Origin of the sequence: Candidatus Nitrosopumilus sp. (assembly GCF_028278985.1) — an archaeon.
GTDB lineage: Archaea > Thermoproteota > Nitrososphaeria > Nitrososphaerales > Nitrosopumilaceae > Nitrosopumilus.
This window is the reverse complement of record NZ_JANQTA010000013.1, coordinates 57,959-82,678: the sequence shown is the minus strand read 5'-3', so window position 1 is coordinate 82,678 and position 24,720 is coordinate 57,959. Positions and strand designations below refer to the sequence as shown.

At 33.5% G+C, this 24,720-nt stretch carries 24 protein-coding genes; 4 read left to right on the top strand and 20 right to left on the bottom strand.

Annotated features, from left to right (window positions below):
* Positions 1 to 50 precede the first annotated feature (50 nt).
* From nrdD to Q0941_RS04420, 4 genes are all read right to left on the bottom strand, one after another.
* Positions 51 to 2,201 carry an anaerobic ribonucleoside-triphosphate reductase gene (nrdD, locus tag Q0941_RS04435; RefSeq protein ID WP_299291756.1) on the bottom strand — a complete coding sequence of 717 codons (2,151 nt, stop codon included), beginning with the start codon at positions 2,199 to 2,201 and terminating at the stop codon, positions 51 to 53.
* Positions 2,202 to 2,379: 178 nt separating this feature from the next.
* Entirely contained in the window at positions 2,380 to 2,541 is a 162-nt protein-coding gene (locus Q0941_RS04430; protein ID WP_182126295.1) for a hypothetical protein, read from the bottom strand.
* 70 nt (positions 2,542 to 2,611) lie between these two features.
* Entirely contained in the window at positions 2,612 to 2,977 is a 366-nt protein-coding gene (locus Q0941_RS04425) for an OB-fold domain-containing protein (RefSeq protein ID WP_299291750.1), read from the bottom strand.
* A gap of 1 nt (position 2,978) precedes the next feature.
* A complete protein-coding gene (locus Q0941_RS04420; protein WP_299291748.1) occupies positions 2,979 to 4,133 on the bottom strand; it encodes a thiolase domain-containing protein in 1,155 nt (384 codons plus the stop codon).
* Between the two features lie 77 nt (positions 4,134 to 4,210).
* Here Q0941_RS04420 and Q0941_RS04415 point away from each other — a divergent pair, with 77 nt between their 5' ends.
* Positions 4,211 to 4,657, top strand: a complete 447-nt coding sequence (locus Q0941_RS04415) for a DNA topoisomerase (protein WP_299291747.1) — start codon at positions 4,211 to 4,213, stop codon at positions 4,655 to 4,657.
* Here Q0941_RS04415 and Q0941_RS04410 read toward each other — a convergent pair.
* From Q0941_RS04410 to Q0941_RS04390, 5 genes are all read right to left on the bottom strand, one after another.
* Positions 4,641 to 5,447: a carbon-nitrogen hydrolase family protein gene (locus Q0941_RS04410; RefSeq protein WP_299291745.1), complete on the bottom strand. Its 807-nt coding sequence runs from the start codon at positions 5,445 to 5,447 to the stop codon at positions 4,641 to 4,643. The two genes, Q0941_RS04415 and Q0941_RS04410, sit on opposite strands and share 17 nt — an antisense overlap.
* Before the next feature lie 164 nt (positions 5,448 to 5,611).
* Entirely contained in the window at positions 5,612 to 5,788 is a 177-nt protein-coding gene (locus Q0941_RS04405; protein WP_299291743.1) for a tautomerase family protein, read from the bottom strand.
* Between the two features lie 33 nt (positions 5,789 to 5,821).
* The gene (locus Q0941_RS04400) at positions 5,822 to 6,583 is read right to left on the bottom strand and encodes a rhomboid family intramembrane serine protease (RefSeq protein ID WP_299291741.1); all 762 of its coding nucleotides are present in this window, start codon (positions 6,581 to 6,583) and stop codon (positions 5,822 to 5,824) included.
* Positions 6,584 to 6,783: 200 nt separating this feature from the next.
* A complete protein-coding gene (locus tag Q0941_RS04395; RefSeq protein ID WP_299291739.1) occupies positions 6,784 to 8,661 on the bottom strand; it encodes a plastocyanin/azurin family copper-binding protein in 1,878 nt (625 codons plus the stop codon).
* A gap of 31 nt (positions 8,662 to 8,692) precedes the next feature.
* Positions 8,693 to 10,720 (bottom strand): hypothetical protein, encoded by a 2,028-nt coding sequence (locus tag Q0941_RS04390; RefSeq protein ID WP_299291737.1) that lies wholly within the window; start codon positions 10,718 to 10,720, stop codon positions 8,693 to 8,695.
* Positions 10,721 to 10,817: 97 nt separating this feature from the next.
* On the opposite strand from Q0941_RS04390, the gene Q0941_RS04385 reads away from it, so the two are divergent.
* On the top strand, positions 10,818 to 12,149 hold the full coding sequence (locus Q0941_RS04385) for a hypothetical protein (protein WP_299291735.1): 1,332 nt from the start codon (positions 10,818 to 10,820) through the stop codon (positions 12,147 to 12,149).
* Here the strand turns inward: Q0941_RS04385 and Q0941_RS04380 are convergent, their stop codons facing one another.
* From Q0941_RS04380 to Q0941_RS04335, 10 genes are all read right to left on the bottom strand, one after another.
* Positions 12,150 to 13,478: a hypothetical protein gene (locus Q0941_RS04380; protein ID WP_299291733.1), complete on the bottom strand. Its 1,329-nt coding sequence runs from the start codon at positions 13,476 to 13,478 to the stop codon at positions 12,150 to 12,152.
* Positions 13,479 to 13,496: 18 nt separating this feature from the next.
* Complete coding sequence (locus Q0941_RS04375) at positions 13,497 to 14,447, bottom strand: VWA domain-containing protein (protein WP_299291731.1); 951 nt, start codon at positions 14,445 to 14,447, stop codon at positions 13,497 to 13,499.
* Positions 14,447 to 15,325, bottom strand: a complete 879-nt coding sequence (locus Q0941_RS04370) for a DUF58 domain-containing protein (protein WP_299291729.1) — start codon at positions 15,323 to 15,325, stop codon at positions 14,447 to 14,449. Before Q0941_RS04370 ends, Q0941_RS04375 begins: the two co-directional genes overlap by 1 nt.
* Positions 15,326 to 15,327: 2 nt before the next feature.
* Positions 15,328 to 16,350, bottom strand: coding sequence for a MoxR family ATPase (locus tag Q0941_RS04365; protein WP_299291727.1), 1,023 nt, complete (start codon positions 16,348 to 16,350; stop codon positions 15,328 to 15,330).
* Between the two features lie 72 nt (positions 16,351 to 16,422).
* On the bottom strand, positions 16,423 to 17,688 hold the full coding sequence (locus tag Q0941_RS04360; protein WP_299291725.1) for a peptidase: 1,266 nt from the start codon (positions 17,686 to 17,688) through the stop codon (positions 16,423 to 16,425).
* A complete protein-coding gene (locus Q0941_RS04355) occupies positions 17,642 to 18,142 on the bottom strand; it encodes a winged helix-turn-helix transcriptional regulator (RefSeq protein WP_299291724.1) in 501 nt (166 codons plus the stop codon). The genes Q0941_RS04360 and Q0941_RS04355 overlap by 47 nt, the downstream gene beginning before the upstream one ends.
* Positions 18,135 to 18,554 (bottom strand): hypothetical protein, encoded by a 420-nt coding sequence (locus Q0941_RS04350; RefSeq protein ID WP_299291722.1) that lies wholly within the window; start codon positions 18,552 to 18,554, stop codon positions 18,135 to 18,137. Before Q0941_RS04350 ends, Q0941_RS04355 begins: the two co-directional genes overlap by 8 nt.
* 36 nt (positions 18,555 to 18,590) lie before the next feature.
* On the bottom strand, positions 18,591 to 20,192 hold the full coding sequence (locus Q0941_RS04345) for a peptidase (protein ID WP_299291720.1): 1,602 nt from the start codon (positions 20,190 to 20,192) through the stop codon (positions 18,591 to 18,593).
* On the bottom strand, positions 20,149 to 20,355 hold the full coding sequence (locus tag Q0941_RS04340; protein ID WP_299291718.1) for a hypothetical protein: 207 nt from the start codon (positions 20,353 to 20,355) through the stop codon (positions 20,149 to 20,151). The genes Q0941_RS04345 and Q0941_RS04340 overlap by 44 nt, the downstream gene beginning before the upstream one ends.
* A 30-nt stretch (positions 20,356 to 20,385) precedes the next feature.
* Positions 20,386 to 22,104 (bottom strand): peptidase, encoded by a 1,719-nt coding sequence (locus Q0941_RS04335; protein ID WP_299291716.1) that lies wholly within the window; start codon positions 22,102 to 22,104, stop codon positions 20,386 to 20,388.
* A 115-nt stretch (positions 22,105 to 22,219) separates the two neighbouring features.
* On the opposite strand from Q0941_RS04335, the gene Q0941_RS04330 reads away from it, so the two are divergent.
* On the top strand, positions 22,220 to 23,074 hold the full coding sequence (locus Q0941_RS04330) for a CFI-box-CTERM domain-containing protein (RefSeq protein ID WP_299291714.1): 855 nt from the start codon (positions 22,220 to 22,222) through the stop codon (positions 23,072 to 23,074).
* Positions 23,075 to 23,133: 59 nt separating this feature from the next.
* On the top strand, positions 23,134 to 24,015 hold the full coding sequence (locus Q0941_RS04325; RefSeq protein ID WP_299291712.1) for a PEFG-CTERM sorting domain-containing protein: 882 nt from the start codon (positions 23,134 to 23,136) through the stop codon (positions 24,013 to 24,015).
* A gap of 14 nt (positions 24,016 to 24,029) precedes the next feature.
* Here the strand turns inward: Q0941_RS04325 and Q0941_RS04320 are convergent, their stop codons facing one another.
* The gene (locus Q0941_RS04320) at positions 24,030 to 24,671 is read right to left on the bottom strand and encodes a hypothetical protein (RefSeq protein ID WP_299291710.1); all 642 of its coding nucleotides are present in this window, start codon (positions 24,669 to 24,671) and stop codon (positions 24,030 to 24,032) included.
* Positions 24,672 to 24,720 lie beyond the last annotated feature (49 nt).

Here is a 24,720-nt window from a genome sequence, read left to right as displayed (position 1 = left end):
GATCAAAAAGTTTTGAAAAATGATCGTTGTTAGTTTTTGATTAACGTTTTTCAGATAATGTATGGTGACTTGCACTTTGGACACTTATCATCAATTGGTTCATCTTTGAAACCACACTCACCACAAATTGCAATTTTTTTAACTGGTCTAAAGGATGAAGTTAGTTCTGCAGTCTTTTCAATAGATTTTTTGATATCGGCAACTTTGGCACCCTTGTCAATATCCAGATTTACTAGTAAACCACCATTAAGTAGTTTTGAGATTTTATTGCATTCACTGATAGGCTCACTTTTTGCAGTATAATCACCTACTTCTGATGCACTAATCACTACACCTTGAGAATAGGAATCTCCTTCCATTGAATTTAGAGCAGAATTTTTGCCATATTTTTCGCCATCAAGGGTTGCAAATCGCTCAGAACCCTCAGTTTCAGTCATGCAAATAGCCACAGAATCACCTAATTCCTTTCCCTTTTTGGCAGCAACATCAACTGCAGTCTCAATTACCTTATGGAGGATTTCTTTGCCTTCTTTATTGTCTTGGAATCCAAGAATGTTAAAGACTGCCTCTTTTAGTCCTACCAAATTAATCACAAGTGAAACTGAGCTTTTTTGCATGTATTGGGTATTTTTTGCAAGGATTGGGTTGAGACCTCGTCTTGTAAGATCAGAAATGTCTTTCTTTCTTAATGCCATAGAAGACAATGCTGGCTTCATCAACAAAGCAAGTCTTGCTCTAAAGTAGGTTTCATCTTTGTTTGATTCAAATGCAAGTCGTGGTAAGTTAATTGATACAGATTGTAGTGTAATTGCTAATGGGCCAGAACTTTTAGTTGAACCATTGGTAACACCATAGCTAGATGTTTGTCCTTTTGCAAACATTACTTTTCCTCCAATAGAAATAATCTCAGCAGCAGCTTCTGAAACATCAGTAATCTTTCCTTTATCACTATCAATGATCAAGCCAATTTTTGGTAGTGGTGTTAGCTTTGTGTAATTTTTGTATGCATTAATTATAGAAGTAACAATTTTTGCATCAGTTCCTAATTGTAATCGAATTGAAATATTTGTACTTGTTTTATTATATTTTGAAGTAGTAGATGCCGTTGCAAATGCATTTGTAAGTTTTTGTTCTAGTTCTCCTAATGATTTAGAATGTTTACTAAAGAGTTGTGGTAATCCATCAAGAACTATTTCTTGAGAAGCTTCTTTTGATAATAATGAAATTACAATTGATAATGAACTTGTAATTTCATCTAGTTGTTTTGATGCAGGAAGTCTTGAAACATCAAGATATTTTCCTCCAAGATCAATTCCATCATCTAAGAGTTCTTTAACATTTACAAAAATTGTATCAGGTATCATTGACCAGATTCCGGGATTTGTTATGTGTAAGTCACCAGAAAGATGAGAGTCTGCAACATCTTTTGGAAGAACGTTAGTTAGTAGATGTTCTGCAAAGACTCTTTGTCCAGTATTGAACAAAAGACCTTCAGCACCATTATCTACATTATCCAAGTTTGAAATCATTTCTTGGACATCAAATACAGGCAAGCCCAGGCGTGCAAGCTTGTTCCTGTATTCCTCATGACCATGCTCAAGAAGAACAGAATTGACCATTTCACGGATAAGTGAGCCTGTAAGATAGGTTGTTTGATATTTGTAAATTCTATTTTCAACTTCTTCAGTAATTTTTTGTGCTAGTTCAAGTGGAAGACTTCCTTCACGAACTAGAGATTGTATAATTTTATGAGAATTAAATTCTTCAATGGATTCATGTGATGTTCTGACATACATCTTTCCACTTTCAATGATTGAGCGTTCTTCAATTTGTCTTGCTAAACTTAAAACAAGTTTTCCAAGATTTGTAATTGTGTAACGTCTTTCAGATTTGTTTAATGCAACAAGTGATTGTCTTAATAATTTTCTCAAGTGGTATGCAAATTTTCCACTTTCTTTTTTGGATTTGAATCCGGCTAATGATTTTAGTTCAGAATAAGTCAAAGGTCCTTTGGAATTTAGAATTCTGAGGATATCGATTCTGTTTGGACTGGCCATAACAGAGAAGATCATTCTTACACGTTTTGATGTAGATTGTAAGATTCCACTTCTTTTTGGTGAATCATCTACATCGTCATCATCAAAATCTTCATCTAGATCATCATCCATATCCATTTCTAACTCTTCATCGCTCATTTTCATAACTGATTCTAAAAAAAGGAGGTAAATAAGACTTATGACTAGATCATTTGTCTTAATTTTTGATCATTGAGATTGTTGATTAAACAAAATTTTCATTTGATAAGATCAAAAATGATCAAAATATGATCAACAAATTTTCAAAAATGGAAAAAACGATCATATTGTGATCATTTTAGGATCATTTTTCTTGAACATCAAGAGAAAATTCAGATGTAGAAAGTTTTTGTCCACAAGATGGGCATTTTCCACTGTAAGGATTCATTACATCTTTGAGAGACTTTAACATTTTCATATTTGTGATCTTTTCGCCACATTTACCACATGTAACTTCAACAGACATGAATGAGATCATGAATACAAAATAATTAAGAATCGATTTTGAATTTTTTTAATAATTCAAGCAAAAATTTTTACTGTTTTTCAATCAAAATACCGCGTTCATCAAAACCAGTGATTTTAGCGGGTGTTCCAACAGGGAGATCATCAGGAGTGGCAATTCCCTCCATAAATCCAGATATTCTCAAGTCAGCATCATCTAATTTGAGGACCACAAAGGCATATGGAGTGAATTTCTCAAAGCCTGCAGGAGCCACAGTAATTATGGTATATGTAGCCACAGTACCCTTTCCATCAACTAAGACATCCTCAAATCCCTTACTTCCGCATTCTCTACAATAGTAAGCAGTTGAGAGATGAAGATAACCACATTCAGTGCATTTGTGAGTTAGAAGTTTTCCTTGTTTGGCATGTTCAATGACTTGTTCTTCAACAGACATTTTAGACACTCTGGAAAATGTGAACAGCACAACTTGCTCCAGTTGCACCAAAGTTATGAGTTAAACCAAGTTTTGCATCTTTAACAGTTCTTTCACCAGCGTTTCCAGTTAATTGATCATACATTTCTACTACTTGACCAATTCCAGTTGCACCAATTGGATGTCCTTTTGATTTAAGACCACCTGAAGGATTAATTGAAATATCTGAATTTAATTTTGTTCTCTCTTCTCTAACAGCTTGAATACCCTGTCCTTTCTCAAAGAATCCCAAGTCTTCAGTGTCAACAACTTCTGCAATAGTAAAACAGTCATGGACTTCTGCAAAGTCAATATCTTTTGAAGTTACTCCAGCCATTTTGTATGCAGCTTCTGATGCAATCTTTGTACTTGGAATAGTTGTCATATGATCACGACCTTGTAATGCAGCAGGCGAACCACCTCTACCTGAACCAATAACTTCAACATAATCGCCACCATGTTCTTTTGCAAATTTTTCTGAACATAAAACAACAGAGCTTGCTCCATCAGAAAAGGGACAGCAATCATAAAGTTTCAATGGACTAGCAACAACTGCAGAGTTCATTACATCATCAACTGTAATTTTCTTTTGCATGTGAGCTTTTGGATTAAGTACGCCATTATCATGATTCTTTACTGCAACTTTTGCAAAGTCTTCTTCTGTTGCATCAAATTCTGTAAGATATGCTCTTGCCATAGATGCAAACAATCCTGGGAAGGATGCACCGGCTTGACCTTCATAGAAAAAGTCAGAACAATATGCAAAGTATGTTGTTGTCCATTCTGTTCCAGTATGAGTTACTTTTTCAACACCGGTTGCAATAAGACAATCATAAAATCCTGCTGCAATGTTTGCATAGGCTTCTCTAAATGAAACTGAACCACTTCCACATGCAGACTCTATTGTTAATGATGGTTTATCAGGAATTCCTAGTCTGCTCATTAAGACTGGACCAATGTGGACTTGTTTGTCTGCTACTCCAAATACGTTAGAGATGTATGATGCTCCAATCTCTTTAGGCTCAATTCCAGCACTTTCAATGGCTGCAACTGAAGCTTGAGTAGTGATATCAGCAATACTATCTGCTAATTTACCATATTTCGTACTTCCAGCACCAAGAACACAGACCTTTTCCATGAAGGTCGTTGACCCAAGTCCCTATAAAAATCGTTTTAGTAAAGTCATCATAGAAAATGCCATTGAGAAAATCTAGCTTGCAAACAGTTCAGGTCAAAAGAACAGTCAAAAGACATGTTGTCAGAATAACTAAAACTAGAACTACAAGTTTCAAAAAAGAGATCACCCAATATCTTGACAGTAATGGTTTCTTGTCATGGTCTTCAAAAGAAAAAAAATACATTATTTTAGGAACAAATTCTCCAAAAAAAGGTCTTGTTCAATGTCCTGTTTGTAAACTAGGAGAATTAATGGTTATTCGTTCAAGAACTACTCGAAAAAGATTCATGGGATGTTCAAATTATTACGGAGGCTGTAAAGCATCATCTCCATTATTACAAAAAGCAAAGCTTCGTGCAACAAAAAGTCCATGTGAAGTATGTAAATGGCCTATGGTAATTTTTAGATATTCAAGAAAACAAAAATGGACAAAGCAATGTTCTAATTTTAATTGTGAAAGTAGAAAACCTAAGCCTTCAAAGTAGGATATACATCAGTTCTTCTATTCTTTAAAAGAGGCAAAACCTTTCGTGTGTCTTTTACTTTTTTCAAATCAATAGTAACAAATCCTATACCTTGTTTCTTTTTCATATCAATCAAAATCTTTCCATAAGGATCTACCACTATACTTCTTCCGCAGTAAATGTTACCAACTTGATCAGGTGCTACAACATAACATCCATTTTCAATTGCACGTGTCTTGTTGATTGTTAACCAATGCTCTTCTTTCATTTTTCCTTTAACCCAAGCAGAAGGTGCAACTAAAACTTCAGAGCCTGCTGCTGCAAGTGAACGAGACATTTCAGGAAAACGCAAGTCGTAACAGATCATCATTCCTATTTTTCCTACAGAAGTTTTTACTGGTTTTGAAATTTTAGAGCCTGAGGCCATCTTATCTGATTCTTTGAATCCTAGAGCATCATAAAGATGGATTTTCCTATAGGTAGAGAGAACTTTGCCGTTTTTGTCAATCACAAATGAAGTATCAAAAACTCTATCTTTTTTTCTGCTTTTCTCATAAAAGGAACCAACAACTTGAATCTTGTATTCTTTAGCAGTTTGAGCAATACTTGAAACAAAATTTCCATTTATTGTTTCAGATAATTCTGCAAGTTGTTTTGGTGTTTGTTTAGAATTTGTATAAAACATCATAAATTCTGGAAATGCACATAATGTTGCCTTTTTTGCTGCAGCTTTTGAAATGTAAGAAATAATTTTTTCTAAATTGATTTCTTTTTTTGTTGATGCTTTAAACTGAACAACTGCAACTTTCATGAGATTAAATGAATTGGTGAGAATAAAAGGATAAAGATATGGTACAATTACAAAATGTACCATTTTGTTATTATGCAAAGCTAGTATAAACAAATCATAATAGTACATGTGTGTATGTGCATACCTTTAGACTGGATTTTCCAGTCTAATCATTTTAAAAATAATTAAAGTTGGTTTCCTGCCAAAAACCAATTTTCTTTAGGATTGTCTTCAAAGACAACAATAACGTGATTTTCTTTTGTTTTAAGAATATCAACTGCAGCCTTTGTGATTGCTTTTGCGTATTCATCTTTTTGTTCCTGTGTTCTTCCAGGATACATTGAAACTGTAATCAATGGCATGAATTTCTCAAAAGATTACAGCGATTTATTCTTTCAATAATCTGGTCTGTAACCATAACGTGTTCCATATGTAAACTCGGAACTATGAGATTTCTTGTATAGATATCCCGTTGCAAATCCTATTGCAAAGCCTCCTATATGAGCCATATATGCAACACCACCTCCTGCAACACCAAAGCCTCCTATGAAGAAAGGCAACAAGTTTTGGAAGACTAGCCAGAAAGGTAAGAACCATCTAGCCTGAATGTGCATCATTCTCCAGAAAAATCCCAGCATGAGAAATGTTTGGATTCTAACTTTGGGAAAAATTGCCAAGTATGCACCTAACACTCCAGATATTGCACCTGATGCTCCAACTGCAGGAATAGTACTTGTTGGATCTAACACAATATGTGCAAGTCCTGCACCGACTCCCCATCCAAGATATATTAAAAGAAATTTTGCTTTACCAAATTTTAATTCAATATTGTCTCCAAATATCCACAAAAATAACATGTTACCACCCAAGTGCAACAATCCTCCATGCATAAACATCGAACTAAATAACGAAATGTATGACATGTCTGGACATGCAATTCCAGGTTGAATCATTGATGAGAATCCAGTTACACAAGCTGGAACTGCACCCCAATCAAAAAACATGAATGCTGCTCGTTGATTTGAGAATTCCCAAAACTGACCAGTTATAGCTACTTCCATAAAGAAAATTACGACATTAATTATGATTAGTGAAATTGTAACTTTAGGTTTGAATCCTGGAGGATGGGGATTTTCATCTCTAAGTGGAAGTAGCATAAGTTAATTTGAATGGTTAAAAATTGTATAATAACATTATTCAACAATTGTTACAAATTTATCAAAAAAAACAAAAAAAGATGAGAAACAGGCAAACAAGATGACTCCTCCACGTTTCTCATCAAACTATGGTCTGTATACTAGTAATTCAATTAAGATGATAAAAACAAGATTGGTTCATTTCTAAAATGTACTAGAGATTATACTGTAATTATTCCATTTTTTATCATCCACTCTATTCCTTTAAGGAATTCAGAGTCAGATAACAAGTCATCTGCCCACCACTTTGCGGTATTTCTAAGCCAGTCTGGAATTGAGCTCTCAGATGATTCAACTTCAGCATTTTTTGGAACACTGATTACATTTTCTTTAATTAAAAATTCTAGTCCTGTTGCAAAGTCGGAATCATTGATTTGTCCTTCTCCCCACCATTTGGCATTATTTTTTACCCATTTAGGCACATTAGGCTCAGAATTACCCACAGTTAGAGTACCTACCATCCAAGGATGTAGAGCACAAAAGTAGTCAAAGGTACCATCATTTTCAAATTTGAATGAGAAGGTTTCACCCCCAGCAATAATACTGCTATCAAAAACTCCAGATGCCCCCTCATCAGGACTGCCTGAAGTTACAGTATGTGCAACATCATCTATGTTATCCCATAAAACAATCTCATTTGGTTGAATCGTGATAGATGATGGCAGATAACAAGAGTCATCTTTTTCACATCCAGGGAGGGAAGTTCCAATAGGAATCTCAACATGGTGATCAGCTGTCAATTCAATTTTTGGTTCAGTGACTTTGAATGAGAATTGTCCTGAAGTATCAAAATTATTTACATTTGAAATTCTAACAATTACAGCTCCTACATCATCAAATGAAACTTTGATTGAATCTCTTCCATCAGGTGATTCTTTCTGAGTTATTGATTCGATAATTTTGCCGTTTAGAAAAACATCAAGATCATAAGTGTTTTGAGGGATTATGGAATTTGTTACAGGATCATGAAATTCTAAATTTAATGTAATCTGTTCACCAGGATTGATTTTTCCAGCGGGAGATAATGAAAGATGAAATTTCCAATCTTCTTCAGTAGATAATAAAATTATTTTGTCACCATCTTCAAGGGATGCATCAGATTTCTGAACTTCTCTTTCTTTGCCAGATTCAATTCCAAAAGTCATTACATCTATTTGATCAGAAGGAACATCATCAATCATTTTCAATAATTTTGAAGAAGAAAGCAAGAAATGAACAACTATTTCTTCATCACCAGAACGATCTATCGTTCCAAAATATGAAATATCGTTTACGGTCAAAATGATTTCATAGTTCTCAAAAATATCTACAGTTTTTGGTATATAGTATTCTGCATGAACAAATGGAATTGATTTGATAAATTCTTCATTCCAATTAAATGGCATGTATGCAGTTAACTTTTTTTTATTCTCATCAAAATGGAATTGCTCAATATTTTCAAAATATGTAGCAAACATTAGATCTGTTGGAGTTTCATCAATATCTATAGAAAATGGAATGAATTCACCCATTGTAAATCGAATTTGAAAGGTTGTATTAGTTCCTGAAACAGGCTCAGAATCTATTGACAGAATTGTAATATAGACATCAACAAGTCCTCCTTGTTGAAATAGAGGTGCATTTACCGTTAATGGTGAATTGCTTGAGCCAAGCCAAGAGCCATTTTCAATGGTATCTCCTGAAAAATTGATCTGAGAAGTTGGGACAATTCTTGTATGCAATTTATCATCTGGTGAGAATGCAGTATAATCTACAATCAAATTGTTTTTGCTATCAAAAACCTCAACTTTGTATTCGACGTTTGAAACAATTTCTTGAGTATCATCGTTAATTGTTGAGATATTGAAAACTACATTGTCTTCATTTCCTTCTAGAACTGATGGTTCTGTATCTAGTGTGACTTTGTAATAATTATCATTAATGAATAACACATCACTTTCTTCACTGCCAGAACCACCTGCAAACGCAAGTTGGATTGAACTAATTGTAAATAATAAAAATAAAGAAAATAGTAAAGATTTTGTTTTCATTTCATTCATTTAACAAAATAATTTTTTGTCAATAAAAGTTCTATACTTTGATTAGACCTGCTGAAATTAGATATTTGATTCCGTTTGCAAAGTCAACATCAGTTAGTTGGCCTTCAGACCACCATGATGCGTTATTTCTAACCCACATTGGAATGGATGTGATATTTGCATCATCAGCTTCTTCAGTTAATTCATCTGTTTTCTTTATGTCAATAATATTTTCTTGAACCAAGTATTCAATGCCCTTTGCAAATTCTGGATCATTGATTTGGCCATCTGACCACCATGATGCGTTCTTCTTTACCCATGTTGGAATTGAAATTTCAGATGAAACTGGAGTAATTGAAACTATGTTAGATTTTGTTTCTTGAATCTTTTTGATTCCTTCATAACTTTTAGAATCTATAGAAATATCAGTGATGGTTGAAGATGTATTGACAGTTGAGACTTCAGCTAATGGATTATTTACATCATAAACAATAGTTGTTGCTTGAATATCAAATGAATCAGCAGATGTATGTGGTTCTGGTAAAGTCAAGTCAATGTATTCTACAGTGATTGTATCACCGTCATTAACTCTCAATTCGTCAAGTTCTTGTGATTCATCATCTAGGGTTACATAGAATTCACCTTCAAGTACGTTGATGTAGTGAGCACCATAGCGTCCTTCAAATTCATCAACAGGTGTATCAAAGGCATGATGTCTTGGTACTATTTCTTCAATAATTGCTTCAGGAGCAACTTGGAAAGAAAAGTCTTGTTCAATGTCATTTCCAAAGATATTCTTTATCACTATTTTAGCAGAACCTCTTTCAGCAAAGTTAACTTTTTCAATTCCCTGTCCTTCTCCAGAGAATCTGTCACTTCTAACATCAATTAATTCACCATTAAGATAGATTTCCATATCATAGCTAAGATGAGTTTGGTGAATGTCAGTCATTCCATCATGGACCATAATATTTAGATCATAATCTTGATCTACACCAACAACACCACCCGGTTGCCACCAAAAGTAGATCTTGTATTCTCCATCAGGAGTATACTTTGTTAATGATGATGCTGCAGGTTCAGTTAATTTTGTAGTAACTCCCTCGTATTGAGGTTCTGCACCATGATCATGGTTAGGTTGGAATTGTACTGGAACAAAAATTCCTGCTTGATCAGAATCAGAGTAAACTCTCATCCAATAAGTGTAAAAGTCTGCATGGTGAATCCACAAGTCTGCATCATGTAATGTAAATCTAATTGGTTGATCAACTGTGTACATGTCTTGATGGAAGTAAAGTTCGCCTGTTCTCCATTCCCATGTAGCACTCTTTGTTATGACAGTGTCTTCATTTGGTTCCCATGATACAGTTACTGCACCATTTTGCAAATCAGTTGGAACTCTAACTGCAACATCTAAGGCACTTCCAATTACTCCTTGAGTTGAACAATCAGGTGTATGACGATGCATCATATGATGTTGAGCATATGCGGATGGGATAATGTCAGTCATAATTGTTGAGAATAGTAATGAGTGTAATTTGATTAATGGAATTAAAAATCCATGTCCATGTCCATGTCCACCAGATGATGCATTTGGATCATTGCAATCTTTTGAAACTATAGTTCCAAAATTACTTGATAAATGGCCATGTCCTGAAACTTCAGAACCATTTTGATCATGAACTGTAAAGTCTTGACCACTTAATTTCACTACACCAAAGAAAACTCCAGTGTCTGGACCTGTTTCTGCAAAGACAGCAGTATCAACTGATTCTGCTCTAGTAGTAACTGTGATTGGTGTGCCCTCTGATTCACCAATTCTATCAATTTTATCAGAATCATTATTCCAGCCAGGTGCCCAAATCAATACATTGACTCTGTCAGTCCAGGTATAGCCATCATATTTTTCAACACAGTCAGCTAGTGTAATTGCCTGATTTTCACAGAATTTCATAATTACACCAGTTGCTTTCTTTACATTAGAAAAGCCACTATCTGAAAATCCAGATTGGACAGGAATAGAAGTAACTAAGACGCCTGCAAATACCATTACTGCAAATAATTGTAATTTCTTGTGCATTCTAGTGATCTTACAAATTAAATTTTGAATAAAAGAGAAATGGTCCATTCGAGAAATGTACCAATTATTTATTTATTTTAAAAAGAAACCACGGATCGTGAAAACTAGTTCTTATACACTTATTGGATTAGTGCTAACTTTGGTTTTAATTTCATTTCAAATTGAGGCCTTTGCTGAAAATGATTCTATTTTTCCTCAATGGATCAGACAAACTACAGAGATTTGGGTTAAAGGAGACATTACAGATGCTGAATACTTAGCATTAATTGAAAATGTACTGAACAACAACATTCTACCAATTGAGATTGTCGATGAGATAAATCTTAAACATACTGCCAAAATGGTTGTAAAAGACATTCCGGAATTATCTCAAAATGTGGATATTGATTTAATTCCACTTTGGACAAAAGATCGTGCTCAATGGTGGGTAGAAGGAAAAATTACAGATGAACAATTTCTAAGAACAATTCACGTTCTAAGAGAATCCGGATATTTGGAATATACTCCTGAAAAAAGTTACTTTACTCAAGAGCAAACATTTCAATCAAGTCTTGAAAAATATCTGCTAACCGAAAAAGAAATTCTAAATATCATTAAACAAACTAAATGGAGAATCCTTTCTACGGAATATGAGTTTGAAGAAAAAGAAGGAGTAATGGATTCTGTAAGAATAATGTTCACAGATATTACTAGGGTATATGATCCAGCTTTCTACCAATACAAAGTTCCATCATTGATTTTACAAATTGCCGAATTTAATGACCAGAATGATCTTGCTAATTATTGGAATTCATTTGATAGAAATAATAATGCAACAATTTTTGAAACATCATACTTGTCAACTGATCTTAATGAGAATTCTCAATGTTTTTTTGATTACAAAATAAATGGCGCAATGACTTCCTGTAGTTATGAAAACATGATTTTTCATGTAGTAATCTTTGATGAATATGCTGAACATTACGATTATAATAAAAATGAAATCAATTTGGATGAAACAGAACCAACAACTAGATTTGCAAGTGAGATACTAAACAAAATTAATTTTTTTCATAACGATAATGTAAATACACTACTTCACAAGACTATGCAAAAAGAAACAATACCTGAAACTGTTGAAGAACCAGAATTGCCACAAAAAGTTGTTCCAAAGTCAGTTGAGCCTGAAACCTCATCTATTCAAGGAGTTGAAAATTTCTCATGTACAAAAGATGATTTTGGTCTAGTGACAGTTTCTGGAATGTACAACAATGACAATATCAAGCGTGATCAGGTTGACTTGATTATTTCATTTTACGACAAAAGTGGAGAAATTTTAGGCAAAACAGGCACAACATTTTATGATTTAGAAGAGTTTGAAGTAAAGAGATTTTTAGGCCATACAAAATGGAATGGCAATTTCCATAATTGCCAGATAGAAATAAACTAATTATGAAATAGTCTTTGAGAATTCTGCTAGTGCATCTTTGAATGCCATCTCGTTTGATGGATACTTTGCAAATTCAACGCTACCACATAACAACAACCAATTTCGAATCTTTTCATAGTCTGAGTTTTTTTCTTTTCTCACATAGTCTATCAATTCAAAGTTTGTAACATCTTTGAAAATTTTCAAATCTTGTGAATAGTAATATCTAATTGCCTGACTAAGAACTTCATGAGCTTGTTTTTGTTTATGAGAGTTGTAGAGTTTCAATGAATTATTCAGCATATCTTGTGTTAACTCTTTGTAGTTAACCTGTGGTTCTGTTGTTATCAATAGTTGTTCTTCCATAGTTCTTTGGGATAGTTTTCTCTTCATCAGGTATCCAAATATTGCCAATCCAACAAATATTGGAATTAGAATTAACCATGGGCTATTTACAATGTCTGTAGATGGTTGGAATATCTCAATTGGTCCACTTTGTAATGAATCACGTACATGTCGAGTGTTTTCAAATTTAGGTTGTTCAAATTTGAAATTATCAAATATACTTTGAGATTCTCGTGATGGAACAGAAACAGTAATTTCTGATTCTGATTGTAATTCAGATTGTAAAGTATTTCCTGACATAATGTCTGCAAATGTTTCTGAACTTTGCTTTGATAATGACTCTATCATCTTTTCTTGAATTTGTTCTTTGTTCATGTGTAAGTGATTAATTGCATATTGTCTAAGATCAACACCACCTTCACCAGTTGCTTGGAATTCTTCCATTAGTTGTCTACCAAGTGTAAATTCTTTTGGAGAGAAGATATCATTTGGAATTGCTTCAAGGTTATCCAAAGAATAACCTCTTTCAATTACAAATAATTCAAGATTAGAGTTGGGATTATGATCAAGGGAACGTCCTTGAATGAGATATTTGCTTTCACCAATTGGGTTTAAAAGTGCCTCTGCAACCTCTACATAACCGTCTGAAAATCTATCATAATACTTGATTTTGTGCTTGAAACTCTCTTTTTGTAGTTCTTGTTGCTCAATTATCATTCCATTGAGCATTTGTCCTTCTTCAGATTCTATTGTTATCTTGTAATCACCAATTGAATACTGATTGTTTGTTACAAACTTATCATAAATTGGTTTTTTTGGTTTTTCTTCTACTAGTTCTTCATATGATGAAACAATTTCAGCTTCTTCAGAAGAAATTTCTTGCTCATTAATTTGTCCCTCTATAATCCAATCCATTTCAAAATTCATTTCTTCAGCAAAAACTGGATTCAAAAGTAAAGTAGAAGAGAGTACAAAAAATAAACTAAAGATGAATATTGATTTCAAAAACTCTCACCAAAAACTCTAGGCAACTATCCTGTATCTTCCGTAAATAATGTAGGCATTAATTAGCATCAAACCAATAGCTGCAGCATAAAACCAATCTCTTATAGTAGAATATTCCATTTCAAATTCTAAATTACTACTTAGTGTTACAAAAATATCATTAAGTGTTTTTTCATCAAGTGATTTGTAATAATTTCCACCTGTTTCATTTGAAATTTTCATCAAAGTTTCTTCGTCTAGCTCTGCATATTGTGGTTCACCATAGATATCATCTCTAAGATATACTGGTTCAATAGATCCTAATCCAATAGTATGAATTTGAACATTGTTTGATTTAGCATACTCTATTGCTTCATCAGGAGTTACAAAACCAGAGTTGTGAACACCATCACTTAGTAAAATTACAATACTTTTTTTATCAGGAATAGAAGATGACATATCAATTCCTAATGATAGTCCATCACCAATTGCAGTGGCTCCTTGACCTTGTTGAATTGATGAAACAGCATTGATAGTTTTTTGTTTATCAGGAGATAGATAAGAAATCGTTGTGGCCCCTGATTCAAAGAGTACAACTCCAACATTATTTTGAGGACCAATTTTTGTTACTAGTTTACTTATTGCATCTTTTGCAGCATCTAGGCGTGTTGGATTGTAATCAGATGCTGCCATACTCTCAGAACCATCTAAAACTACGCTCAAATTGATGCCTTTTTCAAACGTAACAGAAGGAATTTGAGGATTTGCAAAGCCTACGATGATCAGGCCTAATACACCCATCATCAATACAAATGGTAAATGTTTTCTTGCAAAATTTTTACCAGTAATTGATTTTTTGATAATTTTAAGAGAACTGAATTTTAGTACTGAATCTTTTTTTTCTGAATTATATTTTGCATACAAAAAATACAATCCTGGAATCATTAATAGTAAAAACAAAACATAGAGATATTCAAAGTGTAAATCCATTATAGTCTTCTCCTGATTTTATTTCTAATGTAGCGATTGAAAGTAATATCAAATGATTCTTCGTTACTTAGATTAAGATAATCAATTCCTAGTTTTTTTATTTCATATTCGTTTTCAGCTCTTGTTTGCTCAATCTGTTTTGTATATTCTTCTTGGAATTTTTTATCTGAAGTGTTTACAAGTATTTGTTCTCCAGATTCTGCATCCTCTAGATAGACATGACCAATTTCAGGAATTTTTGTCTCTCTAATGTCTGAAATATTTACCAGAACTACTTGATGTTGTAGTTTCAAATATTTTAATGGCTTTTCAAATGAATCAGAGATAAAATCTGAAATAACAAAAATAACACTTCTTCTTTTAAGATATTTTTGTAAGTCTGATAATGATTTTAGAATGTCTGTGTTTTTGTTTTCTGGAGTATGGTCAAGTAATTGTTTTAAAATTTCCATCATGTGTTTTTTTCCTTTTTTAGCAGGAACAAATTTTTCCAATCTAGTTGTGAATAATCCCATTCCAACTCTATCATTATTTTTTAATGCAGAAAACATCAATGAAGCTGATATTTCAAAACCCAATTCTTTTTTACTTTTCTTAAAACCAAAATCGTTACTTGATGATAAATCCATTATCACATAGACATTAAGCTCTTTTTCTTCAACAAACTCTTTGACAAACAAATCATTGTATCGTGCTGAAACATTCCAGTCAACCCTTCTTGCATCATCCCCAGGCGTGTATTCTCGAACTTCAGAAAATTCTATGCCGCCGCCACGAAATCTGGACCTATAGGCACCAGATTCCATGCCTTCAACGATATTTTTGGTCTTTATTTCGAGATTTTTTACTTTCTGTAAAATCTCAGATAGTTCGGTCATTTCTATGGAGAATTAATTTTTTCTAAAACAAAGTCAATAACTTTGTCAGCATTCAGTCCATTTGCTTCAGCTTCAAAAGTTAAGATAATTCTATGACGTAAAACTTCATGAGCAACTGCCTTTACATCTTCAGGAATGATAAATCCTCTTCCATTAAGTAATGCATTTGCTTTTGCAGTTCTCATCAACCAAATTGATGCTCTTGGTGATGCACCAAATTCGATCATATTCTCTAAATCTAAATCATAGTCTTTTGGATTTCTTGTTGCATTAACAATGTCAGCAATATACTCGGTGATTACTTTATCAGCATAAATTTTCTCGTTAAATTTTTGAATTTCTAAAATTTCTTCTGGACTAACTATTGTTTTAATTTCTGGATTATAATCTGAAGAATTTCTTTCGATGATTTCTAATTCATCTTGTTTTGATGGATAATCAAGTAGGATTTTTAGAGCAAATCTATCGACTTGGGCTTCAGGGAGCTTGTATGTTCCTTCATTTTCAATAGGGTTTTGTGTTGCTAGGACCAAAAATGGTCGTTTTAGCTCGTATGTATCACCATGAATACTCACGTTCTTTTCTTGCATTGCTTCAAGTAATGCAGATTGGACCTTTGGTGGGGCACGATTAATTTCATCAGCTAGAACAAAATTGTGAAAAATAGGACCCTTTTGAGTGATAAATGAACCCGAAGAGTTTTTGTAAATTTTTGTTCCTAAAATATCTGCAGGTAAAAGATCTGGTGTAAATTGAATTCTGACGTGATCAACATTGAAGATTTCTGCCATAGTTTTTACCATCAAAGTTTTAGCAAGACCAGGAACACTTTCTAAAAGTACATGACCATCTGCAATAATTGAGATTAGAATTTTGTGTAATGCATCTTCTTGTCCAATAATGACTTTATGAGTTTCATCAAATATCCCTAAAAGTTTTTCAGAATATTTCTGTGCTTCATTACTTAGATTTTGAATCTCTTGATTAGATACAGAATAATTTGTATTATTTTCGTTAAGTGCCATGATCCGCAGTACTTATTTTTGATAATTAGCACAGTGGTTCATTCGAAAAATGTACCAATGTGAACGTTGAGGCTAAACTATTAAGATCTCACGTTTTACAAGATTTTCAATAATGTTTAGAAATTCATCATCAGAAATTTTATCTTCAGACCACCAACCGGCAGAATTTTTTACCCATGATGGAATTTTCCATTGAGATTCTGCTACTACATCTCTTTCAGGAACTGAAAGAATTTGTTTTTCAAAAAGAAAATCAATTCCTTCTAAAAACTCTGAATCAGAAATTTGTTGAGTTGTCCACCAATCTGCATTTTGTTTTACCCATGTTGGAATTGTAGGCATTTCAGGAGGAAGTCCTTTATCAAAACCACTAATTTTTACAACACCTTGTGATGTAGGTTCAACAGTATATGCAACATGCCAAAATCCCATTTCATCCATACTTTGAATAAATTCAATTGGTTTTCCATCCATTGTTACTGAAAACTTTTCATTTCCAGAAATTGGTGGAAATTCAAAATTTGCATACGTCTCTAATGGATAGCTATTGTATCCTCTCATAGTCATGCTTGTTCCTGATTCATCAAACTTTGCTGCTGAATACCACGCACCAGAATCATATCTAAAATCAAATTCACCACCATTTTTCTTTGCAATAACAGGAATTACAGTAGTATCGACTGGTGCAAAGCAGCTATAGTAAAAGACCTCATCAGTTATGGAAGGATCGGGATACATGGTAAATTCAATAATTTCTCCAGGTTCTATTTTCTCAATTTGTTCTACATTTTGACCAATATCTAAAACTCTTTCATATCCATGAATCACTGCATAGATTTTTGGATTGTAGATGATTTGATCACCAGTATTTTGGATTCTTCCAGTAAGATGACCATCATCATGTTTGATCAAAGTTTCATCATACAAAACTTCAATTGGAATTGGATTTTTTGTAGTTATTTCATAGATAAATTCTGCAGGAAGTAGTTCTGGAGATTTACTTACTACATCGTAAAATTTTATTTTGAAAGGAATTTCAGTATTTGTTGCTAATGGAACATGCAGTATTGTTTTTGATAGAATGTTTCCATTATCATTTACTGATACAGTAATTGTTGGAAGAACTGCGTATTCTAGTTCATTTTTGATATTTCCTACAACAGTATAGATTCCATTTGAATCAAAATATCCAACATACTCATGATCAGGAATAAAGACTTCAGCAAAAGAAAGAGCTGGTGTAAATGAAAATAAAATTACAAAAAATCCTATTGTAGAAAGATTTTTGAAATTAAAGAGCGTTGACGATATCTTCGAATCCTGATGTTGGTTTGTCAAGCAAGCTTGGTCTATAGTCCTCAATTAATTTATCAATAAGCTCTCTTGCTTTAATATAATATCGCTTTTTTAGCTCAACAATTTTGATTTCAACTAGTTCATCTTCGACAATTTGTGAGAGATAAAGGGAAACTGTAGATGGTGATTTCTTTACTTTTTTAACTAATTGATTGAATTCTAATCCATCATTTTCAATTAATGTAAGTAGTATTGAACGTGGTGTATCTTTTCTGAGTGCTTTAATTACAATTGATTCTTCTTCTGTAATTTTTGGTGGAAAGAATCTTGCTTGTCTTGGTCCACGAACTACTTTGATAATTCCATTTTTTTCTAATTTTCCAACATAGTGACTTAGAACACCATTTTTCAATCCAGATGATCTCATCAATTCACGGAATTGGATTCCTGGATTTTGTTCGATAATTTGTTGTAATTGAGAATCTCTATCAGTCATTTCTAAACACTCCTAACGCTAGTAATCCTAATGTTCCAAAGGTCAATAAATGTCCTACCTCAGATAGAGGCATAAATTCAAAGTCAAATACTGAAGGCCATGTAGCATCTATGAGCAAGGCAAATTCTGCTGCAATAAAATTTCCAAACGCTATTGCACTTAGTAACAATCGCTTTGTTCTCAATCGATAATATGCTAAACCTGCAAGAACTGAAATGAATACTGCAAGTGAAATTCCGCCAACATGCAAGAAAATGTGTGCAATGTGATATCCATGGAACAAATGAGGAATGATAATTGGTAATGCTAGAATTGCAACAACTCCAGTAACAACTATTGAGAATAAAGCAGATTTTCTTTCTACAATTTTTTCAGGTCGAAACAATGTGATCAAATTATCTGATTTTACCATTTAAAACGACTGGTTCATTTATCGAAGGACATGCGATCAAACACGAATGATTCCTTTTTGAATCAAATATTCTAATCCTTGAACAAATGTTTGATCATCAATCAATCCATTTCCCCACCATTCTGCATTGTTGCGAATCCATTCAGGGATGTCTTTTGATTCTGAATCTTGCTGTTGTGTTGGAGGGATTTGAATAATTTCATTTTTTATGAGATATTCAATTCCTTGAATGAATGTTGTATCATCTATCTGGTTGTCAGACCACCACAATGCGTTGTTACGAATCCACTCAGGAATTGTAATTGGAGTTTCACCAATTTCTCTATCAACTACAACCGGAATTGTTGTTCGTGCTAGATCATTTCCATCCAAATTATAAAAATTTAGATTTATTATTCCAGTTACATCTTCTGGAATAAAGAATTCTGCTACATTATGTTCATCTTTTGAATCAGTACTAATTCCACTTTGTTGATGTAAAATTTTGTTGCCTTGTGAAATTGAAAAATCATAATTCGCGGAGACAGGTCTATTCTTTAGAAAAATATCAGTTACATCAAAATTTATTTTTGCATTAGAGTTTGATTGTAAATTATTTGGCTCCCAAGAAACAAGAATTCTAAATTGACCATTCTCAGTAACAGAACTTAGATGAAAATATTCTAGGTTAGGTCTAATTTTGAAATTCATTTTATCGTCATTAGAACCATTTTCTAAAATGTTCAAAAGTTCTTTCTGATATATGATAAAATGAACTACTCTATCGTCAGTGAAAAAATCATCAATATTTACAATGTCTTCAGATAGGTCTATACCATTAACATTCATGATAAAGCCTGAAGCAAGCAAGTCTCCAAAAGACTTTGGAATGGATAATTCTTCATGAACTACAGATGTTTGGTTAATGTTAGTCTCAGTCCATTCAAATGGCATTGTATAACTAATTTCTCTCAAGTCAGAATTGTATTCAAAATTTGAGATTTCATCATAGTATGTAATAACATCAACTGTTTGAGATCCAAAATTTTCATCATTGATTGTATGACTTGTAGTTTGAGCTATTGATATTCCGGCATTAAAGACAAGGGGCTCTGCAAGGACATTAGAATATCCATCTGCAGCAAGGACATAAACATCAAATTTGTACAATCCTCCATTACTAAGATTAGGTCCTTTAACGTGAATCATTCTACTTTCCAAGCCTAATAATGAACCAAAGAAATTGCCACCAGTTTCTTCTTCTACAATTATTTTATCTGTATCTTCAGATACAAAATTAAACACTAGAAATCCATTGTCTGCATCAAATTCTTTTTCAAAAAGAAATTTTTCTCCACGTTCAGCTGAAATTAAAAATTTTACATCTCTTAGAGTGATTTTAGAATCAAAATCAATAAAAGAAATTGAAATCTGTTGATCGTCATTTGCTTCTGGATCATTTTGAGAAGAAGATACTTCTAGTGTTACTTGTTTTCCATTAAGATCAACTGGAGGAAATGTTTCGCTTCCTACCCCATGACCAAACACATCATCAATACTAGATGTTAATCCCAGTGATAATGTAAGGATTGTGAATAAAAGAATTATTTTCAAGCTAGGTCCACTTGTCAGAATTTTTTTTCCAAATTTGTTTTCCATCTATTGTGACAGAATCGTTTTCTTCAAAAACTGTATGCCATTTACCATTACTTGGAAAAATTTTGTTCATTTCTTCAAATTTTTCATTTGTAGGTGGTTTGTTCATTAAAGCTCCCCATTTCATGTTAGGAACTTTTGGCATAATGTCGTTGATGTCTTTCATATTATCACTTGTCAGAATTTATTTAAAAACTTATGATTGGATTCTCATTATTCCTTCTTTGATAAGGAATTGAATTCCTTGAATGAAAGAGTCATCATCGATAGATCCTTCTGCCCACCATCCTGCATTGTTTTTAATCCATCCAGGGATTTCATTAGAGCCATCACCAGAACCTTGTGTAGTTGGTGGGATTCTTAGAATATCTTCTTCAATTAAGAATTGAATTCCTTGTACAAAGGATGCATCATCAATTGCGCCATCTGCCCACCATTCTGCATTATTTTTTATCCAATTAGGAATAGATTTTTCTTCAGTTGTAGGAGGTGGAGTTACAATAGAACTTGGTGCACCTGGACCAATTTCAATAATTGCTGAACCAATTCCAGAATAAGTTGGATCATAATCCAAGCCAGTTCCATAAACTAGAATGTCAATTCTCATTTGACCTTCAGAAGGAACAAAAATTCTTTGAATGTCAATTCCTTCAGTTGCGAAAATTCCAGGATTATTAGGATCATCTCCATCGTAACGGGCAATTTCGTTATTATTTTCATCTAATGCAATGTATGAATATCTAACATCTCTTAGCAACTGTCTATCTTCTTTGAAGAAAGTAAATTCAAATGGAATTTCTCCATTTGCACCATATTTTCCATCCCAAGAAATGTTTACAGTTGTTGCAACTTCTTCAAAGTTTGTAGTGTCTACAAGATAGAATTCTGTAGAACTTTTTGATGCTTCATCTAATGGAACTAATTTCAAATTCATGTTTTTAGAATCAAAATTCTCAGGACCAAGTTCTTCGTTAATTCTTGTTAACTCAGCATTAGTTATCAAAAAGTGAACTACATTTGTATCATCATAAGAATATGGATCATTTAGTAATGCACGTTGATCAACTTCTATTCCATTTACATATCCTTTGAATTGTTTACCTTCTGCATATGGAACAAATGATTTTGGAACTCTAACTTCTTCATGTACTACTTGAACTAAATCAACATAGTCTGGACTCCAATCAAAAGCCATATCAAAATTAATTGAATTATCAGAAGTATCAAACTGGAAATTTTCAACATCATCATAGTAAGTTTTAACGATAATTGGAAGTTCTTCAGCAGATGCAGTTTGAACTAGGAAATTTTGTTCTTGAGCAACACTGACAAAAGTGTCATAACTTAACAAGATTGGCAAGAGTGTTTTTGGACTAGTAGCTCCTTCAATATCTATTCGGATATTATACAAACCACCTTTTTCAAATATAGGTCCAGTAATAGTTGGTCGAGCACAAATTTCTAGATTATCATCATTACAATCTTCACCAAATACGAAAAGTGCACCAGGAGCAGTTACATGCTCCGAACCACCGTAAACACTACATTTCCACAAGTCTGCTTCATTACAGTTTGCTTCAGGTCTAATCTCAACATCTAATCGTCCATCAAGATCATAAAACAGATTTCTAGCAAGTAAATCTCCACTTCTCCAGATTTCAATTCTATACGTTACTTTCTCTAAAGTCGTATCAGTCAAAGTATCAAAGAATCTAACTTTCATGTTTACATCATCAATATCCTCTACTGTAATATCAGAGGGAGTTAGATCAGTTCTTACAGTAACTTCCATTCCTTCAAAACTAATTGGAGGTGCTTGATCTCCACCAAGTCCATGACCAAATGCGTCAGGAATTAAAGCTGGAATAGTAAAGATTCCAATTATTGTAATGAATAATCCAAACTTATGGTACAATGATAAAATTATGTAATATCCATATTTAAAGCTGGTACAGTATTTCTACGCATGAAAAATTTTCTGATTTAGAAATTGGAGTAGAATTTTTATTTGCCAAATTAGGAATTGATGTATGAAACTCCTTTTTGCATTATTACTAGTTCCATTTTTACTAATTCCTGCATATGCAGAAACACAAACTTTACCAACAGACAAAGGGACTTTGGATGTAAAATTATATCACGATCCAATAGAACCAAATGCTCTAGCTAGAATTAATGTAGATTTCATAAATCCACAAACGCAAAAAGTTCAAGAACATATTGATTATACAATTGCCGTTTCAAAAGATGGTAAAACTGTTTTTGGTCCAATTCCATTAACACACACATCTCCTGGCACTGTAAAAATTCCGATTGAATTTAATTTAGGAGAAGGAATCTATACAATGGATTTCGAAGTTGAAGGAATTTTGTTCCAACCAATTCCAAAAGAAGTTGTATCGTTTGATATCAAAGTAGGAGAAGCAAATGCACAACCTGTTACACCTCCAGAAGAAAAACCAGTTTCCCCTCCAGAAGAAAAACCAAGTGAAAATACAAATGGAGAAAATGGTGGTTGTCTAATTGCAACTGCAGCATTTGGTTCTGAATTAGCACCACAAGTTCAACAATTAAGAGAACTTAGAGACAATACTGTATTGCATACCAATTCTGGTGCTGCATTTATGACTGGATTTAATCAATTCTATTATTCATTCTCACCAGCAGTAGCTGATTATGAAAGAGAAAATCCAATGTTCAAAGAAGTTATGAAAATAGCACTAACACCCATGCTTTCATCATTATCATTGCTAAACAATGTAGAAATTGATTCAGAAGAAGAAATGCTCGGATACGGAATATCTCTAATCCTGCTAAACATTGGAATGTATGCTGGAATTCCTATATTTGGAATTGTAAAATTATATCAATTTAGAAAAAACTAGAATCCAGTAACTGGAAATTCCAGTGAGGTTTTTATGTATCCGAACTAGTAAACTGTCTAATGAAGACTATAGCAATTAGCTCTTTCTTCGTACTATTTGCATTAGCAGTAGGTGTTGGATCACCAGCTTTTGCAGATCACTCAGAAGTTACTGTTGCAGCTGCCGATGGTTCGGGAGCTCCAGGATGTGAGGAGACAGATGAAGGATGTTACATTCCAAGTACAGCTACAGTTGATGTAGGAGGAGTTGTAATATTTACAAACCCTGATACTGCTGCACACACTTACACATCAGGAAATCCAGGCGATGGACCAGATGGTGTATTTGATAGCAGTTTAGTTATGGCAGGAGGTTCATTTGAATGGTCTCCAACTGAAGTTGGTGAACAACATTACTTCTGTATGGTTCATCCTTGGATGCAAGGAGTAATCATTGTACAAGAGGTAGGAGCTGCTGAAGATGATCATGATGATCACGGTCATGATGACCACGGTGATCATATGGACGACAAAGGTCACTTGATCACAGAAGCATCTGCTACAGGTATGATGTCTGACGGAACACAAGTTTCAGTCTGGACTTCTGAACCAATGGCAGGTGAGAGAATGCAAGTTCATGTAGAATTTGTAGACGCAGAACATGTCAACCATGACATCACTGTTACACAAAATGGTGAAACAGTTCTAGATGATATGGGTGCACACCATCACGAGGGCTCAGGAATGCACGAAACTGCACCACTAAGCTCCGCTGATCCAGTTGACATTACCATTACCTTCCAAGGTTATGGTATTGATGAAATGACAGGACCAGTTGGTGAACAAGTAGTATTCACAAATGTTGTTCCAGAATTTGGAACAATTGCAATGATGATACTTGCTGTTGCAATCATAAGCATCGTAGCAGTTACTGCAAAATCTAGAGTCGTTCCAAGATTTTAGGAATTCCTCTTTTTCTATTTTCTTTTTACTAAAGCAATGATTGCCAAGATAATAGCTGCTGCTGCAATTGACAATCCAAATATTGCAAAGTCATATGCAGCTCCGCCATCAGAAGCTGTAACTTCAGTTTCACCAGACTTTAGTTTGGTCACATCCTGTTGTAGAGATGAAATTGCATTCTTTAATGCTGCAATGTCAGTGTCTCCAGCACTGCTTGATGGAGGAAAATCCAGAATTGCAGTTGGTTCTACATCTTCAATTGGAATTTTGACATCAACTGGAACTCCTCTAATTTCTCCCTTCAAATCAACCATGTATGTTCCAGTTTTAGTTGGAATGATTGGAGAGAAATAATATCCCGGTCTTGGATCAGAATTAATAGAAATTCCTTTTGATGCACCACCAAACATGACAGTTGCATCAACACCTTTGAAAACACTAGTAACACCAGTGTATGTACCCTCATTTTCTCCACGTTCAATAATTTTGAAAACAATATTGTTTCTTATTCCAACAACTGGAGGTTCAGTTCCCCATCCTGCTTCAATTTCGTAAGGATCTACATGAACTGTAGTGTGAGCAAATGATGGAGCAATCATACCTATTGAAAATAATAATCCAATAAGGCCAAAAAGTGCTATCTTCACGACCATCATACCATAATAGCACATTATTATCTTTATCCGAATTGGTACAAATTTGGAA

Excerpts from the sequence above, each read along its gene's own strand:
- Q0941_RS04365 (WP_299291727.1), bottom strand. The coding sequence starts at position 16,350 with ATGGCACTTAACGAAAATAATACAAATTATTCTGTATCTAATCAAGAG.
- Q0941_RS04400 (WP_299291741.1), bottom strand. The coding sequence starts at position 6,583 with ATGCTACTTCCACTTAGAGATGAAAATCCCCATCCTCCAGGATTCAAA.
- Q0941_RS04395 (WP_299291739.1), bottom strand. The coding sequence starts at position 8,661 with ATGAATGAAATGAAAACAAAATCTTTACTATTTTCTTTATTTTTATTA.
- Q0941_RS04330 (WP_299291714.1), top strand. The coding sequence starts at position 22,220 with ATGAAACTCCTTTTTGCATTATTACTAGTTCCATTTTTACTAATTCCT.
- Q0941_RS04350 (WP_299291722.1), bottom strand. The coding sequence starts at position 18,554 with ATGGTAAAATCAGATAATTTGATCACATTGTTTCGACCTGAAAAAATT.
- nrdD (WP_299291756.1), bottom strand. The coding sequence starts at position 2,201 with ATGAAAATGAGCGATGAAGAGTTAGAAATGGATATGGATGATGATCTA.
- Q0941_RS04420 (WP_299291748.1), bottom strand. The coding sequence starts at position 4,133 with ATGGAAAAGGTCTGTGTTCTTGGTGCTGGAAGTACGAAATATGGTAAA.
- Q0941_RS04325 (WP_299291712.1), top strand. The coding sequence starts at position 23,134 with ATGAAGACTATAGCAATTAGCTCTTTCTTCGTACTATTTGCATTAGCA.
- Q0941_RS04355 (WP_299291724.1), bottom strand. The coding sequence starts at position 18,142 with ATGACTGATAGAGATTCTCAATTACAACAAATTATCGAACAAAATCCA.
- Q0941_RS04430 (WP_182126295.1), bottom strand. The coding sequence starts at position 2,541 with ATGTCTGTTGAAGTTACATGTGGTAAATGTGGCGAAAAGATCACAAAT.
- Q0941_RS04390 (WP_299291737.1), bottom strand. The coding sequence starts at position 10,720 with ATGCACAAGAAATTACAATTATTTGCAGTAATGGTATTTGCAGGCGTC.
- Q0941_RS04405 (WP_299291743.1), bottom strand. The coding sequence starts at position 5,788 with ATGCCATTGATTACAGTTTCAATGTATCCTGGAAGAACACAGGAACAA.
- Q0941_RS04410 (WP_299291745.1), bottom strand. The coding sequence starts at position 5,447 with ATGAAAGTTGCAGTTGTTCAGTTTAAAGCATCAACAAAAAAAGAAATC.
- Q0941_RS04320 (WP_299291710.1), bottom strand. The coding sequence starts at position 24,671 with ATGATGGTCGTGAAGATAGCACTTTTTGGCCTTATTGGATTATTATTT.
- Q0941_RS04375 (WP_299291731.1), bottom strand. The coding sequence starts at position 14,447 with ATGGATTTACACTTTGAATATCTCTATGTTTTGTTTTTACTATTAATG.
- Q0941_RS04345 (WP_299291720.1), bottom strand. The coding sequence starts at position 20,192 with ATGGAAAACAAATTTGGAAAAAAAATTCTGACAAGTGGACCTAGCTTG.
- Q0941_RS04340 (WP_299291718.1), bottom strand. The coding sequence starts at position 20,355 with ATGAAAGACATCAACGACATTATGCCAAAAGTTCCTAACATGAAATGG.
- Q0941_RS04425 (WP_299291750.1), bottom strand. The coding sequence starts at position 2,977 with ATGTCTGTTGAAGAACAAGTCATTGAACATGCCAAACAAGGAAAACTT.
- Q0941_RS04370 (WP_299291729.1), bottom strand. The coding sequence starts at position 15,325 with ATGACCGAACTATCTGAGATTTTACAGAAAGTAAAAAATCTCGAAATA.